The organism is Actinoplanes sp. CA-030573 (assembly GCF_050951115.1).
Taxonomy (GTDB): Bacteria; Actinomycetota; Actinomycetes; order Mycobacteriales; family Micromonosporaceae; genus Actinoplanes.
Genome location: NZ_CP192038.1, coordinates 6,949,904 through 6,964,302 on the forward strand (window position 1 = coordinate 6,949,904; position 14,399 = coordinate 6,964,302).

The 14,399-nt window shown below is 72.7% G+C and carries 13 protein-coding genes; 6 read left to right on the forward strand and 7 right to left on the reverse strand.

Annotated features, from left to right (window positions below; translation table 11 throughout):
- Both ACQP2F_RS31940 and ACQP2F_RS31945 read left to right on the forward strand, forming a co-directional pair.
- Window positions 1–939, forward strand: coding sequence for a LysR family transcriptional regulator (locus ACQP2F_RS31940; RefSeq protein WP_433293979.1), 939 nt, complete (start codon window positions 1–3; stop codon window positions 937–939).
- 222 nt (window positions 940–1,161) lie between these two features.
- Complete coding sequence (locus tag ACQP2F_RS31945; protein WP_433293981.1) at window positions 1,162–3,117, forward strand: GTP-binding protein; 1,956 nt, start codon at window positions 1,162–1,164, stop codon at window positions 3,115–3,117.
- On the opposite strand, the gene ACQP2F_RS31950 is transcribed toward ACQP2F_RS31945, so the two are convergent.
- Together ACQP2F_RS31950 and ACQP2F_RS31955 are read right to left on the reverse strand one after the other, a co-directional pair.
- Entirely contained in the window at window positions 3,021–5,051 is a 2,031-nt protein-coding gene (locus tag ACQP2F_RS31950) for a sensor histidine kinase (RefSeq protein ID WP_433293983.1), read from the reverse strand. The two genes, ACQP2F_RS31945 and ACQP2F_RS31950, sit on opposite strands and share 97 nt — an antisense overlap.
- A 135-nt stretch (window positions 5,052–5,186) precedes the next feature.
- A complete protein-coding gene (locus tag ACQP2F_RS31955) occupies window positions 5,187–6,011 on the reverse strand; it encodes an alpha/beta hydrolase (protein WP_433293985.1) in 825 nt (274 codons plus the stop codon).
- Between the two features lie 192 nt (window positions 6,012–6,203).
- Between ACQP2F_RS31955 and ACQP2F_RS31960 the strand changes: the two genes are divergently transcribed.
- From ACQP2F_RS31960 to ppk2, 3 genes are all read left to right on the forward strand, one after another.
- The gene (locus ACQP2F_RS31960; RefSeq protein WP_433293987.1) at window positions 6,204–7,190 is read left to right on the forward strand and encodes an Acg family FMN-binding oxidoreductase; all 987 of its coding nucleotides are present in this window, start codon (window positions 6,204–6,206) and stop codon (window positions 7,188–7,190) included.
- A 125-nt stretch (window positions 7,191–7,315) separates the two neighbouring features.
- Window positions 7,316–7,525, forward strand: coding sequence for a DUF1918 domain-containing protein (locus ACQP2F_RS31965; RefSeq protein WP_433293989.1), 210 nt, complete (start codon window positions 7,316–7,318; stop codon window positions 7,523–7,525).
- A gap of 41 nt (window positions 7,526–7,566) precedes the next feature.
- Window positions 7,567–8,379 carry a polyphosphate kinase 2 gene (ppk2, locus tag ACQP2F_RS31970; RefSeq protein WP_433293991.1) on the forward strand — a complete coding sequence of 271 codons (813 nt, stop codon included), beginning with the start codon at window positions 7,567–7,569 and terminating at the stop codon, window positions 8,377–8,379.
- Window positions 8,380–8,451: 72 nt separating this feature from the next.
- Here ppk2 and ACQP2F_RS31975 read toward each other — a convergent pair whose 3' ends face one another.
- The 5 genes from ACQP2F_RS31975 to ACQP2F_RS31995 all read right to left on the reverse strand — a co-directional run bounded on the left by ACQP2F_RS31975 (window position 8,452) and on the right by ACQP2F_RS31995 (window position 12,808).
- Entirely contained in the window at window positions 8,452–8,718 is a 267-nt protein-coding gene (locus tag ACQP2F_RS31975) for a hypothetical protein (RefSeq protein WP_433293993.1), read from the reverse strand.
- 329 nt (window positions 8,719–9,047) lie between these two features.
- Window positions 9,048–10,046, reverse strand: coding sequence for a zinc-binding alcohol dehydrogenase family protein (locus ACQP2F_RS31980; protein WP_433293995.1), 999 nt, complete (start codon window positions 10,044–10,046; stop codon window positions 9,048–9,050).
- A gap of 60 nt (window positions 10,047–10,106) precedes the next feature.
- On the reverse strand, window positions 10,107–10,514 hold the full coding sequence (locus ACQP2F_RS31985; protein ID WP_433293997.1) for an ATP-binding protein: 408 nt from the start codon (window positions 10,512–10,514) through the stop codon (window positions 10,107–10,109).
- Window positions 10,511–12,466, reverse strand: a complete 1,956-nt coding sequence (locus ACQP2F_RS31990) for a SpoIIE family protein phosphatase (protein ID WP_433293999.1) — start codon at window positions 12,464–12,466, stop codon at window positions 10,511–10,513. Before ACQP2F_RS31990 ends, ACQP2F_RS31985 begins: the two co-directional genes overlap by 4 nt.
- Before the next feature lie 15 nt (window positions 12,467–12,481).
- Window positions 12,482–12,808, reverse strand: a complete 327-nt coding sequence (locus ACQP2F_RS31995; protein ID WP_433294001.1) for an STAS domain-containing protein — start codon at window positions 12,806–12,808, stop codon at window positions 12,482–12,484.
- A 218-nt stretch (window positions 12,809–13,026) separates the two neighbouring features.
- Here ACQP2F_RS31995 and ACQP2F_RS32000 point away from each other — a divergent pair, with 218 nt between their 5' ends.
- Window positions 13,027–14,394 (forward strand): epoxide hydrolase family protein, encoded by a 1,368-nt coding sequence (locus tag ACQP2F_RS32000; protein WP_433294003.1) that lies wholly within the window; start codon window positions 13,027–13,029, stop codon window positions 14,392–14,394.
- Window positions 14,395–14,399 lie beyond the last annotated feature (5 nt).

A 14,399-nucleotide genomic window follows, 5' to 3' on the forward strand; every position in this document is an offset into this window, starting at 1 on the left:
ATGGATCCGCATCACCTGAGGCTGCTGCGCGAACTGGGCGAACGGGGCAGTGTCGCCGCCGTCGCCCGCGCGCTGCACATCACCCCGTCGGCGGTTTCCCAGCAGCTCAACGTCCTGCAACGGGGAGCGCCGGTGCCGCTGACCGAGCGCAGCGGCCGGCGGCTGGTGCTGACCGAGGCGGGTCGCGCCCTGGCGGCGGCCGCGGTCGAGGTGATGACCGCACTCGACCGGGCGTCGCGGGCCGTCGGCGACTACCTCGACGCGCCGGGTACGCCGGTCACCGTGGCCGCGTTCCACAGCGCCGGCCTGACCTGGTTCGCGCCGCTGATCACCCGGCTCGCCGAGACCGGCGGGCCGCCGGTGCGGTGCGCGGACCGCGACGTGGCCCAGGCCGACTTCCCGGCCCTGGTCGGCGACTACGACCTGGTGCTGGCGCATCGGCTGGCACACAGCCCGCCCTGGCCGGCCGACCGCCTCACGGTGGTCCCGCTGATCCACGAGCCGCTGTACGTGGCGATGGCGGCCACCCATCCGCTGGCCGCGCGGGACCGCCTCACCGCGGCCGACGTGAGCGCCTGGCCCTGGATCAGCGTGCACGAGGGGTTCCCGCTGACCGGCGTGCTGACCGCGATCGAGGCGCTGGCCGGGCGCGCGCTCGACGTCCGGCACCGGATCAACGAGTTCACGGTCGCCGCGTCGGTGGCCGCCGCCGGCGAGGCGCTCGCGCTGCTGCCCGGTCACACGACGGCGCCGGACCCGCGGCTCGTGCTGCGGCCGCTCGCCGACGTGCGGGCCGGCCGCCACATCGACGTGCTGACGAGACCGGAGACCCTGCACCGGGCGTCGGTGCGAGCCGTGCTCGACGCGCTGCGCGCGATCGCGGCCGAAACCGTCGCCGGCCCACCGCCTCCCCCGCCCTGGTGGGTGGGAGCGACTTAACCACGCGGGTACGACAACTTCGAGCCGCCATCCACAACGCGGGACGGTGGAGAGCCGCCATGCGCAAGCCGCGAAAAGCGGTGGCGGCCCGGTGAGCGGCGTGCGACGGTGATGTCCGGCGCGGCGCGACGGCCACGCCGCCGACCCGATCACGACGAGGAGTGACCATGCGAGCAGCTTCCACGCTCCGGACCCTTGACCGTCCTACCGTGGAGTTCCGCTTTGGCCTCGTTGAACCTCGGGATCGTCGCCCATGTTGACGCCGGCAAGACCAGCCTGACCGAACGCCTGCTGTTCGAGGCGGGCGCGGTGTCGCAGCCCGGCAGCGTCGACGCCGGCACCACCCGCACCGACTCGATGGAGCTCGAGCGCCGGCGCGGCATCACCATCCGGGCCGCCGTCACCTCGATCCGGCTCGGTGACCTGACCGTCAACCTGCTCGACACGCCCGGCCACCCGGACTTCATCGCCGAGGTCGAGCGGTCGCTGGCCGTCCTCGACGCGGCCGTCCTGGTCGTCTCCGGGGTGGAGGGCGTCCAGCCGCAGACCGTCGCCATCTGGCGGGCGCTGCGCCGCATCGGCGTGCCGACCGTGTTCTTCCTGAACAAGGTGGACCGCCGCGGCGCCGACGTGGAGCGGGTCGTGACCCAGCTGCGCGAGCGGCTCGCGACCCGCCCGCTCGTGCTGACCACGGTCGCCGGGCAGGGCGAGCGGACCGCGCGGGTGCGTGCCCTCGGCCTCGACGCCGAGACGGTCGTCGAAGCGGCCGCCGAGCTCGACGACACCGTGGCGGCGCGGTGGCTCACCGACGAGCCGGTCCGCGTGCGCCAGGTCCGGCGTGCCATCCGGGAAGCCGTACGCGACAACCGGCTCTTCCCGGTCGTCCACGGCTCGGCGGTCACCGGGGCAGGCGTGTCGCAGCTGCGCCACGTCCTGGTCGACCTGCTGCCCCACGGCGACGAGCGGGATGCGCCGCTGGCGGGCACGGTGTTCGCCGTCGACCGCGACGACCACGGCCGGCGAGCCTGGCTGCGGGTCTGGTCCGGCCAGTTGCGCGTACGGGACCGGGTGTCGCTCGACCGCAACCGGCCGCAGAGGGTGACACAGATCGCCGTGAGTGAGCCCGACGGTGTTCTGGTGCGCCCGTCGGCGTCCGCCGGCCAGATCGCGGCGGTGCGCGGGCTGCCGGCGCGGATCGGCCAGCACATCGGGAACCCGCCGCGGCGGCACCTCTACCGGTTCCCGCCGCCGACCCGCCAGGCCCTGGTCGAGCCGGTGGACCCGGCCCAGCGGCTGGCGCTGTTCGCCGGCCTCGCCGAGCTCGCCGACGAGGATCCCCTGGTCGACCTGCGGCTCGACGAGCACGAGGCGCAGGCGGTGATCCGGCTGCACGGCGAGGTGCAGAAAGAGGTGATCGCCGCCCTGCTGGAGGAGCGGTACGGCGTGAAGGCCAGGTTTTCGGGCACCCTGACCGCCTGCATCGAGCGGGTCGCCGGCACCGGGTCGGCCGAGGAACGGATCAAGGAGCGCGGCAACCCGTACCTGGCCGGGATCGGCTTGCGCATCGAGGCCGCCCCGGCCGGGCACGGCATCGAGTTCCGCCCCGGCATCGAGCCCGGGCGGCTGCCGCCCGCGTTCGTGGCCGCCACCGAGGAAGGCGTGCGCGCCGCCCTGCGCCAGGGCCGTCACGGCTGGCCGGTGACCGACTGCGTCGTGACCATGACCTCCTCGCAGTACTGGCCGCGACAGAGCAAACCGCATCAGAAGTTCGACAAGTCGGTCTCCAGTGTGGCCGCCGACTTCCGCAACCTCGCCCCGGTTGTGGTCAGCGCCGCGCTGAGCCGGGCGGGAACCCGGGTGTGCCAGCCGATCGAACGGTTCGACGTCAACCTGCCGCCGGAGACGTTCGACGCGGTGGCCGCGTTGCTCGGCCGGGCCGGTGCGGTTCTGCACGACACCGCCACCGCCGGCGGGTACCTCGAGGTCAGCGGCGTCCTGCCGTCGTCGCGGGTGCCGCAGGTGGTGGGCGCGCTGCCCGACCTCACCGGCGGCGAGGCCGTGCTGACCGCCCGGTTCGACCACTACGCACCGGTCACCGGCGAGGACCCGCCGGCGCTGCCCCGGCGCGGCCCCGACCCGGCCGACCGCCAGGAGTGGTTCCGGGCCGTCCCTCGTTGACCACGGACCGCCATCCCGACCAGCCGGGACGCGTCCGACCGGCCGGTCGGGGCGGGCGCCGGCGCCGCCTCCTCGGCCGGGACGGCCACCGCCGCCGGCAGGGTCATCACCGCGCGGATGCCGCGACCGCCGGCCGGGTGCAGGGTCACGCCGATCCCGTGCTGGGCGGCCAGGGTCGCCACCACGAACAGGCCGAGCCGGGCGCTGTCGGCGGGATCGAACTCCCGCGGCTGCGCCAGCCGGCCGTTCGTCTCCTCGATCGCGGCCGGCGACATCCCGATGCCGTGGTCCTCGATCTCCACCACGATCCCGTCCGGTCCCCGCCGGGCCGACAGGCGGACCGAAGTGTCCGGCGCCGAGAAGGCGATCGCGTTCTCCAGCAGCTCACCGACGAGATGGCCGAGATCGGCGACGGCGTGCTCGGGCACCTCGGCGTTCACCACCGGCTCGATGACGACCCGTTCGGCGTGCTCGGTCTCGCCGGCCACCCGGGCGAGGATCGAGGCCAGCGACTCGGGACCGAGCCCGCGCCGGCTGCGCGCCGAGCCGGCCAGGATGACCAGATGCTCCGCGTGCCGGCGCATCCGGACGGCCAGCTGGTGCGCCCGGGCGCCGGTGCCGTCCATCGGCCCGAGCGCCTCGATCTGGCGGTCCAGCAGCGCCTGGTTGCGCCGGGCGATGTTGACCAGCACCTTGTTCAGGTCGTACCGCATGGCCGCTTCCCCGGCCGCCGACTCGACCGCGCTCAGGTGCACGTCGGTCAGCGCGGCGCCGACCTCCGCGATCTCGTCGTCGCCCAGGCGAAGGCGCAGCGCCTCGCCGTCCACGTCGATGCGCTCGCCGGCCCGCAACCGCCGGACCAGCTCCGGCAGCCGCCGGCGGGCGAGCTCGGCGGCCGCGGTCCGCAGCAGGGAGAGCCGCCGGACGACCGAGCCCCCGATGTGCACGGCGACGACCAGGGACACCACGATGGCGAGCAGGCCGAGCAGGCCGGAGACGCCGAACCGGATCAGGATCCGGTCGCGGGCCTGCTTCGCGAACGTGACGGCGTGGTCGTAGCCGTCGGTCATGAAGGCGAACAGCTGGCCCAGCGCCGGGGTCGCGGTCGCCTTCCACACCCCGGCGCTGATCCCCACCGGCCCACCGGGGCGTCCCGTCTCGATGACCTGGTCCTCGGCCGACCGCAGCGCCGCGAAGGCGGGACCGCTGAGCATGCCCTTGAACCGCGCCTGATCGGGCGCCGGCAGGGTCGAGCCGGCGGTCGGGATCTGGAAGCGCAGCGCCCCCACGATCTGGACCAGCTGCACGTACTCGCCGCTGCCGAAGCGCCCCGCCGCGGTGGCGCCGGTCAGCAGCGCGTCCTCCTGGTAGAGCAGCTCCCCGGCCCGCCGCATGGCGACCATGGTGCGCATGACCCGTTCCACCAGCGGGTCGCTGGAGGCCGCGGCGGCGTTCGAGACGCTGAAGGCGGTGCGGATGATGCCGGTGTAGCCGCTGAGGGCCGAGGTCAGGGTGGCCTCCCGGGCGTCGACCCGGGCCCGCACCAGGGTCAGGGAGTCGAGGCTGATCGCCATGTCGGCGATACGCGCCCGGGTGATCTCGGCCGAGACACCGCTCCCCCGGTAACGGCGCGACAGTTCCCGGAACTGGGCTATCGCCGCGTCGGTGGCGGCCCGTTGCGTACGCAGACCGGCAGCGTCACCACCGGAGACGGCGAGGAGCTCCGCCGATCTCGTGCGCTCCGCCTGCAGAGCGGCCACCATCCGATCGCACGGCAGGCTCACGTTGTCGCGCGTGTTGTAGGTGTCGCGCAGTGCGGTCGCGTCGGTGAGCGAAGCCCGCACGTCCATCACCCACAGCGCGGTGAGCGCCACCACCGGCGCCAGCAGAGCCAGGACGATCTTCGAGCGGATGGACCTCGGTTTCGTTGGCATGGGACCTCGATCGGGCAGACGACGGGCGAAGTCCTCCGGGTGAAAGGCGACCTGCCGGCATCCGATGTGGAGTACGGCTCGCCGCCCGTCCCCGGTTCGGCCATGCGCTGTGTTCCCAGATCCCGAGATCCGGTTTCATCGATGGGCGTCGAGCCAGCTCACGATATCGGCCAGCACCTGCTCACGCTCCGGCTCATTGTGCGGTTCGTGGTAGAGGCCTTCGTAGATCTTGAGGGTGAGGTCCGGGGAGCCGGCGTGCTCGCGGACGAGCGCGCCGGCCGCCGGGGGTACGAGCCGGTCCGCCCCGCCGTGCAGCACGAACAGCGGCATCGTGAGCCCCGCGAGCCGGGCCGGCATCGCGGTGGCGGTCACCATGAGCTCCGTGCCGGTGCGGGCGGTCATCTTGCCGAGGTAGTTCAGCGGATCGGCGCGGTAGGCGCCGACCACCTCCGGATCACGGCTGACCGCCTCCAGGTCGAGCGTCAGCATGCCGAGGTTGGGCGCCAGTGCCGACACCAACGGCGCGAGACGTCGTTGCGCGGGGGTTGCGGCGCTGGTGTCCAGGGCGGGCGCCGAGATGATCCCGCCGCTGATCCGATCGTCCGGCTGCCCCGTCAGGTACTGCAATGCGATCAGCCCACCGAGACTGTGCCCGTAGACGAACACCGGTACGCCCGGGACCCGCTCGGCGGCCAACCGGGTCACCGCGTCCACGCCGTCCACGGCCGTGGCCATGCTCGTGATGTTTCCCCGCCGGCCCGGCGACCGGCCATGCCCCGGATGGTCCACGGCATAGACGTCGTAGCCCGCGGCGACAAGTCGCTCGGCGACCCAGTGGTATCGGCCGCTGTGCTCGTGCACGCCGTGCACGACGACGACCAGGCCGCCTGGTGCCGGGCCGCTCCAGCTCTGCCAATACTGACCGGAGGCCAGCCGGCCCTCGGCGTGCCGCTCCGTCATGGGTGCTCCAGGGGTAGATGTGCGCGTCCGCGCTCGCATCGTATGACCTTGACCGGCGGGTGCGGGGCCGACATCCGCGAAAGGTCCGGCCGCCGACAGGACCAAAGCCTCTGACCGGAACCACCGCCGCCTGGCACCGTGGTAGCTCCTGGCTCCATCACCGACGAGCCACGTGAATCCCGAGGTACGACCATGCAACGCGCGACCGCGACACCCACCGGTGAGGTCGCTTCGGCTTACGGCGAGTCCCACCTGCGGCTCGCGGCCGAGGCGGCCATCCGAGCCCCGTCACTGCACAACAGCCAACCGTGGCGCATCCGGTTGGGCGCCGGGGCTGTCGAGATCCACGTCGACCCCGAGCGGCAGCTCACGGCCGACCGCACCGGCTGGGCCGCCCGCCTGGCCTGCGGGGCCGCCACGTTCAACGCCCGGCTGGCGCTGGCCGCCGCCGGTCTGCCCCCGGTCGTGGCGCTGCATCCGGACACCGCCGACCCCGGTTTCGCGGCCCGGCTGACGCCCGGCCGGCCGCGACCGGCGACCTACGCCGAGCGCGACCTGTACGCCGCCGTCGCCCGCCGCTACAGCAACCGGGGGCCGTTCTGGCCGGACCCGGTACCGGCCGACGTCCGGATGGCACTGCTGCAGGCCGCACGTAGCGAGTCGGCGTGGCTGGACCTGCTGGTCGGCACGACCGCGCTCACCGCGTTCAGCGAGATCGCGTACAGCGCGGATCGGGTACTGCGGCGCGACTACCACTATCAGGCCGAGCTCGCCGCCTGGACCCATGCCGACCTGGCGCCGGACGGTGTGCCGGCGCACGCCGGCGCCCCGGTGGGCGAGCCGCAGGACCTGTTGCCCCAGCGGCTGTTCACCGATCGGCGCCGGGCAGCGGGACGGGACTACGAGCCGGAGCCGCTCGTCGGTGTGCTCGGGGTCGGCGGCGATCGGGTCACCGACCAGCTCGCCGCGGGCCAGGCCATGCAGAAGGTGCTGCTCACCGCCACCGCCGCGGGCCTGGACACCTCGATGATCAGCCAGCCGATCGAGGTGCCGGCCGCCCGCGACCAGCTGCGCCGCTCCCTGGGTCGCACGGGGTTCCCGCAGATCGTCATCCGCTTCGGCTACGGCACACCGGGCCACCCCGCCCCGCGGCGCGACGTCACCGACGTCCTTTCCTGATCCCGCCGAACCGGCTCGTGCCCCTTTTACCCGGCGACGACCGGCGCGACGATGAGGTGACGCCCTCCGGCTCCGAGCGAAGACACCCCGGAGTCCGGAGTTCCGGCTCGACTCAGGAGGCAACGATGATCGCGTACGTAGGAGACCGCATCGTCGTCAAGGGGACGCACGTGGGCGACGCCGTCCGCGTCGGCGTCGTCACCGCCCTGCGCAACCCCGACGGCACACCGCCGTACGAGGTGCGCTGGCTGGACAACGGTCACGTCGGTCTGATCTTCCCCGGGCCCGAGGCCCATGTCGTCCATGACGGCGAACCGGCCGGCTCCGCCGGATGACCACGCGCTCGCGCCGACGCGGTACGGAGAGGTGAGCGACCGTGGCCAAGGACCAACAAACCAGGCGACTACCGAAGCAGGCGTACGAGGCGGAGTTGTTCCGCCTGCAGGGCGAGCTGGTCAAGCTGCAGGAATGGGTGAAGGTCCAGGGCGCCCGCGTGGTCATCGTCTTCGAGGGCCGGGACGCGGCCGGCAAGGGCAGCACCATCAAGCGGGTCACGCAATATCTCAACCCGCGGCTCGCCCGCATCGCCGCGCTGCCGGCCCCGACCGAGCGCGAGCGCGGGCAGTGGTACTTCCAGCGCTATGTCGAGCACTTCCCGGCCGCCGGGGAGATCGTGTTGTTCGACCGCAGCTGGTACAACCGGGCCGGCGTCGAACGGGTGATGGGCTTCTGCAGCAAGCAGGAGTACATGCGCTTCCTGCACCAGTGCCCGATCTTCGAACGGCTCCTGGTCGAGGACGGGATCCTGCTGCGCAAGTACTGGTTCTCGGTCAGCGACCACGAGCAGGAGGAACGCTTCCGATCCCGGCTGCAGGACCCGATGCGGCGCTGGAAGCTCTCCGCCATGGACCTCGAGTCGATCAGCCGGTGGGAGGACTACTCGCGGGCCAAGGACGAGATGTTCCTGCACACCGACATCCCCGAGGCGCCCTGGTACGTCGTGGACAGTGAGGACAAGCGGCGGGCGCGGATCAACATGATCGCCCATCTGATCTCCACGATTCCCTACCACGAGGTGGTACGCGTTCCCCTGTCGCTGCCGCCGCGGCCACCGTCGATCGGTTACCAGCGAACGCCACGTGACATGCAGACGTTCGTACCGGATCACGCCGGGAAGTTGAGTTCGTGACCGCGGCGCTCGCGGCCGCACAGCAGACCGCCCGGGCCGGTGATCCGGCCCGGGCGGGGAAGCGGCGGAGTCTCAGATCAGCCAGCGGTGCTTCTGCACCAGGGGCAGCGAGGCCCACCATTTGCCGAGTCCCCAGGTGTGCCCGGCATAGGTGAGTGCCACCACGACGGCGCCGACGGCGTAGATGAAGTGGTAGTCGGTGATCGGGTTCGCGGAACCCTTGGCGAGCGGCCACTCGGCCAGCCACATCAGCGCCATCATGGCGACCGCGGCGCCGGCGGCGATGCGCAGGCCGATGCCGAGGATGAGCGCGACCCCGATGCCGAGCAGGCCGAGCATGAACAGCCAGTTCGCCCACGGGTCGCCGGCGATGTCGTGGAAGGTGGTCTGCAGCCAGTGCGGGCCGACGTCGACGCTCGCCAGGAAGCCCTTGGTCGGCGACCCGCGGCTTTGGTGAGCATGGAGCCGGGTGCCTCAACCTGCTCGAGGTGGGCCGCGTGGCTCCGGCCGGCGATGGTCATCGTTCCTCCTCAGAAAGCCTCTTTATGTCTCTGACTCTCCTCCCGCCGCGCGGCGCCCACCCGGGTCCATGAACCCGAGCTGAAGGGGTCGAAGGTCCCGAATGCGATGCGCGGGGCGGTCGGCCGGGTCCAGGGTCCCGGCGTCTCTCAGGGGAGCAGGACGGCGGCGCCGTTCACCCGGCCGGCGGCGAGGTCGGCCAGCGCGTCCGGAGCCCGGTCCATCGGGTACGGCGTGACGGCCACCCGCAGCCGGTGCCGGCCCGCGAACTCGAGCAGCTCGCGCCCGTCCCGCCGGGTGTTGGCGGTGACGCTGCGGACGGTCCGCTCCTGGAACAGGGCGCGTTCGTAGTTCAGCGCCGGGATGTCGCTCAGATAGATGCCGGCGATCGCCAGCGTCCCGCCCCGGTCCAGCGCCCGTAGCGCCACCGGGACGAGATCGCCGACCGGCGCGAAGAGCACCGCCGCGTCCAACGGCTCGGGCGGCTCGTCGTACGCGCCACCGGCCGACGCCGCGCCCAGCTCGAGCGCCAGCTTCTGGGCCTGCGCCGAGCGGGTGAGCACGTGCACCCGGGCTCCCTCGGCGATCGCGATCTGAGCCGTCAGATGGGCCGACGCGCCGAAGCCGTAGACGCCGAGCCGTCCGGACGGTGGCAGCTCGGCCCGCCGCAGCGCGCGGTAGCCGATGATGCCCGCGCACAGCAGCGGCGCGAGCTCGGCGTCGGAGTAGCCCGCCGGCAACGCGTACGCGTAGTCGGCCGGGACCGTGGTGCAGCCGGCGTACCCGCCGTCCGCGTCCCAGCCGGTGTACCGCGACCGCGGGCACAGGTTCTCCGCGCCGTTCCGGCAGAACCGGCACGTTCCGTCCGTCCACCGCAGCCACGCCACGCCGACCCGGTCGCCCGGCCCGAAGCGGGTGACGCCGTCGCCGGTCTCCAGCACGTGCCCCACGATCTCGTGGCCGGGCACCACCGCCGGGCGGTGGACCGGCAGCTCACCGGACGCCACGTGCAGGTCGGTGCGGCACACGCCGCACGCGTCCACCGCGACCAGCAGCTCGCCGGGCCCGGGCCGCGGCATCTCCATCGGCTTCCGCACCAAGGCCCGCCGGACGTCGGGGCCGGGGTTCTCCACCTGCCAGCCGAACATGCCGCACCTCCGATCCGACGACAGGCCGGTGACCCGCGACCGGCCCGCTTTCACATCGTCCTATCCGGCCGGTACGGAGAGGCTGACCGTCGTGCCGCGGCTTCCGGTCTCGATGGTCAGGTCGCCGCAGCTCTGCTGGGCGAGCCAGAGTCCGCGTCCGCTGGCGTCGTGCGTGCCGGGGCGGCGAGGCCGGTGACCGGCGGGCAGGCCGGGGCCGTGATCGGTGATCCGGCAGTGCAGGCGCCGGGCCGCTCGCCAGAGCTCGAGACGACCGTGGCCGCCTCCGTGGCGTACGGCGTTGGTGGTGATCTCGTTGACCGCGACCACGAATCGATAGAGCGCCATGTCCCGGAGGCCGCAGTCGAGCGCTCGGCGCTCGACCTGATGACGCAGCTCGACCAATCCGCTCAGCCCGAACTCCCGGCGCAGGAGGTTCACTGCCGGTTCCCGGCCACGCGCGCCGGTCACGGCGTGCCTCGTTCCGCGGATCGGCGGGCGACCAGCACGCAGGTGTCGTCCTCCGGGTTGGCCCGGCGCATCAGGGTGAGGAAGTCCTCCATGGTCTGCGGCCCGGCCGCCGCGGTGACCCGGTCGAGCAGCCCGGTCACGCCGGCCAGCCCCTCCCGCATGCTGTGCGCGCGGTTCTCGACGAGCCCATCGGTGTAGAGGACCAGCAGATCATCCGATCCCAGCGTACGGGTGGCGGTCGCGTAGGCGGCCTCGCGAAGAGCGCCGAGCAAGGGACCGGCCGGCCGATCGAGTTCCGTGGTGCGGCCGCGGCACGCCAGCAGAGGACCGGGGTGGCCGGCCTGCGCCCAGGTCAAGGTGTGATCGGCCGGTTGGTAGCGGACGACGACGGCGGTGGCCGTCGGTGCGGCGGCCCACGGTCCGGTGGAGCAGAGCAGGCGGTTGAGCTGGGTCAGCAGCGTCGCCGGATCCGAGGTCGTGGTCACGGCGAGGGCGGCGAGGGCGTGACGGAGCTTCGCCATGGTCGTGGCGGCGTGCAAGCCGTGGCCCGCGACGTCGCCGACCGCCAGGATGATCGCCCCGTCGGCGGCGGTGTCGGCGTGGTACCAGTCGCCGCCCACCCGGCTGGCCTGCTCGGCCGGCAGGTACCGGACACCGACCCGCAGCTCGGGCAACTCGATGGGCGCCTCCGGGATGGGGATCACGATCTGCTGGAGCTGGGTGGCGACCCGGTGCTCGGCGGCCAGGCTCCGCTGGTGCTCGCGGAGCTGTTCCTCGACCTCGGCGAGCTTGAGGCGGCTGGTCTCGCGGGCGGTGACGTCCTGGATGATGCCGTAGATCTTGACAGGGCGGCCGTCGGTGTCGCGGGTGGCGTCGATCACCGCCCGCAGCCATTTGACCTTGCCGTTGATGCGGGACCGGGTCGTCACGTCGACGGTCTCGCCGCGACCGAACGCCTCGGCCGCGTGCCGGCGATGGCCCTCGTCCTCGGGCAGCCCGAGCGCGTCGGACTCCTCCCGGGGCAGGGGGCCGTCGGCCGGGTCGCGCTCGTAGATGCGGTACAGGCCCTCGGACCAGACGGTCGCGTCGGTGATCAGGTCCCATTCGCCCCAGCCCAGCTGGCCGAGTCGCTCGGTCTGCCCGATCCGCTCGGCGAGACGCGTGTGCTCGTCCTGACGTACCCAGGTATTGAGCAGACCGTCCCCCACCGGCTGGATGTGCACCGTCAGCACATGCTCGGTCTCGTGCCCGTCGTCCCGGTGCACATAGGGCACCGGTGCGACGGTCCGGGCCTGCCCGTCGCCGAGGGCATCGGCCCACGCACGCCAGACCGAGCCGCCGACGATGCCCGGCCACACCGCACTCACCCGATCACCGATCAGCTGTACGCCGGTACGCCCGGACAGATCCACCACCGACGGGCTCACGGCGGCGACCCGGTAGTCGACGATGTTCCCGCGGTCGTCCCGCTCCGGGCTGACCACGATGTGCCGGCCCGGCAGCCCGTCCAGCATCTGCTGCACGGTGGCGGCCCATCCGGAGTCGCTCGGGTCGGCCGGCGGGGGCACCGGCGCCGGCGGCGGCGCCGGCGCACGCGGCCGTCTCGCCGACGGCGGCGGAACGATGTGCGGGCCGGTCGCCGGCGTCGGCGGCGGCACCGGGTGCAAACCGGTCCCCGGCATCGGTGGCGGCACCAGGTGCAGGCCGGTCGCCGGCAACGGCCGCCGGGTCTCCAGCGTGGCGATCACCGCGGCGGCCACGGCGCCGACATCGGAGTCCCGCTGGGCCGCGAGCAGCCGCAGGTGGGCGTGCGCCTCGTCGATGCCACATCCGACCCGGCCGGCCAGCAGCCCGGCCGCGCGCTCGCACACCATCTCGGGACTCAGCCGGGCTTGCTCGATCTTCGTGCTGAGCTCGGCCAGACGTCGGGCGTATCCATCGTCGATGTCCATCGCACGCCCGCCTCGTCAGCCGGGCGGCGCTTCGGCGAGGCCGAACGAATCCAGCAGCCCGCTCATCCGGAGCTGATCGAAGATCTTGTACCGGGGGTTCTCGACCCGGAACCCGGCCGAGATGTCCTCGGCCGCCTGCATGGCGTTGACCAGCACGCCGATGCCCGAGGAATCGAGAAAGCTGACTTCGGCGACGTCCACGCACACGGCCCGGGGATGCCGTTCCGCCAGCGCCCCGCGGATCACCGCCGCCGCCCCTTCGGCGTTGGTGAAGTCCACTTCACCACGCAAACTGATCGTGAGAGTGCCATCGACTTCCGGGCCGATCGAAACGGCCTGCATAGCGGCCTCCTCCGGAGCAAACGCCGCCCGGCCCTCACGCTACGCCCCCGCCGCCTGGACAGGTATCCCCCGACAGCTGACCTTGCCGCCGCCCCAGCGGCGCGGCAACCCGGCGGCGGCATGGAACCGACCAGGGTGAATACGGGCGCGACGGCCGGGCGAGCCGCGCAGGCTCCATGCCACAGCATGCTCGACCGATCGGCGAAAGGGGACGACCCATGCGCTCCTCCGGGAACCAGCCGCCAACCTCCGGGCAAACCGCATCAGGACCGACGCGACGAACGCTGCTGCACGGCGGGCTCGCGGCGGGAGTCAGCCTCGCCGCGACGGGCGCGCTCGGTGACACGCCGGCGATCGCAACGCCGCCCGCGATCACACCGCGTCTGCGTGACGGATCCACCGATCCCGCGGCGATCCATCCCTTCCGCGTCGCGATCCGGACCGCGCAGCTCGCGGCGTTGCGCCGCCGCGTGACCGGAACACGCTGGCCCTCTCCGGAACTGGTCACCGACCGGGAGCAGGGCGTGCAACTGGCGACCGCGCAGGCGCTGGCCCACTTCTGGACCACCCGGTACGACTGGCGAGCGTTCGAGCGGAAGCTGAACGCGCTCCCGCAGTTCCGGACGGAGATCGACGGCGTCGACGTCCACTTCCTCCACGTACGCTCGAGGCACGCCGGCGCCCTCCCGCTGATCATGACGCACGGCTGGCCGGGCTCGATCGTCGAGCTGCTGGAGACCGTCGGCCCGCTCACCGACCCGACCGCGCACGGCGGCACCGCCGCCGACGCCTTCCACCTGGTGCTGCCGTCCATTCCCGGCTACGGCTTCTCCAGCGCCCCCACCGAGCTCGGCTGGGAGACCCACCGCACGGCCCGCGCCTGGGTCGAGCTGATGCGGCGACTGGGCTACACCCGCTACGTCGCGCAGGGCGGCGACGTCGGCGCGGTGGTCACCGACAACCTGGGCCGCATGGCACCGGCCGGGCTGCTCGGCATTCACATGAACTTGCTGATCACCGCGCTCGGCAACGCCACCCTGCCGACCGACACCGACGAAGAGAAGGCCGCGGCCGCGGCGAAGGCTCAGTTCGCCATGACCGGCAACGGCTACTTCATCGAGCAGCAGACCCGGCCGCAGACCATCGGCTACGCGCTGCTGGACTCACCCGTGGCCATGGCGTCCTGGATGCTCGACCACGACACCGACAGCTACTACAAGATCTCTCGCGCGTTCCGTGGCGGGCCGCCATCGGGCAACCTCACCCGCGAGCACGTCCTCGACAACATCACGCTCTACTGGCTGACCGGCACCGGTGTCTCGGCCGCCCGCTCGTACTGGGAAAGCTTCCACGCCGCCCTCGCCGGCGGCGGGCAGGCTCCACCGCCGGTGACGGTCCCGGTCGCGTTCAGCGCTTTTCCCGGCGAGATCTTCCAGGCGCCGCGCAGCTGGGTCGAGATCGGTTACCCGACGCTCACGTACTACAACAAGCCCCGCCAGGGTGGTCACTTCGCGGCTTGGGAGGAGCCCGAGCTGTTCACCGACGAACTGCGCAGGGCGTTCCGGCCGCTTCGTGGCCAGGCCTGAGCCTT

What these genes read in the sequence shown, in the direction of transcription:
- ACQP2F_RS31990 (WP_433293999.1), bottom strand. Translation starts at nt 12,466, where the DNA reads ATGGACATCGACGATGGATACGCCCGACGTCTGGCCGAGCTCAGCACG.
- ACQP2F_RS31995 (WP_433294001.1), bottom strand. Translation starts at nt 12,808, where the DNA reads ATGCAGGCCGTTTCGATCGGCCCGGAAGTCGATGGCACTCTCACGATC.
- ACQP2F_RS31965 (WP_433293989.1), top strand. Translation starts at nt 7,316, where the DNA reads ATGATCGCGTACGTAGGAGACCGCATCGTCGTCAAGGGGACGCACGTG.
- ACQP2F_RS32000 (WP_433294003.1), top strand. Translation starts at nt 13,027, where the DNA reads ATGCGCTCCTCCGGGAACCAGCCGCCAACCTCCGGGCAAACCGCATCA.
- ACQP2F_RS31975 (WP_433293993.1), bottom strand. Translation starts at nt 8,718, where the DNA reads ATGCTCGGCCTGCTCGGCATCGGGGTCGCGCTCATCCTCGGCATCGGC.
- ACQP2F_RS31955 (WP_433293985.1), bottom strand. Translation starts at nt 6,011, where the DNA reads ATGACGGAGCGGCACGCCGAGGGCCGGCTGGCCTCCGGTCAGTATTGG.
- ACQP2F_RS31950 (WP_433293983.1), bottom strand. Translation starts at nt 5,051, where the DNA reads ATGCCAACGAAACCGAGGTCCATCCGCTCGAAGATCGTCCTGGCTCTG.
- ACQP2F_RS31960 (WP_433293987.1), top strand. Translation starts at nt 6,204, where the DNA reads ATGCAACGCGCGACCGCGACACCCACCGGTGAGGTCGCTTCGGCTTAC.
- ACQP2F_RS31940 (WP_433293979.1), top strand. Translation starts at nt 1, where the DNA reads ATGGATCCGCATCACCTGAGGCTGCTGCGCGAACTGGGCGAACGGGGC.
- ACQP2F_RS31980 (WP_433293995.1), bottom strand. Translation starts at nt 10,046, where the DNA reads ATGTTCGGCTGGCAGGTGGAGAACCCCGGCCCCGACGTCCGGCGGGCC.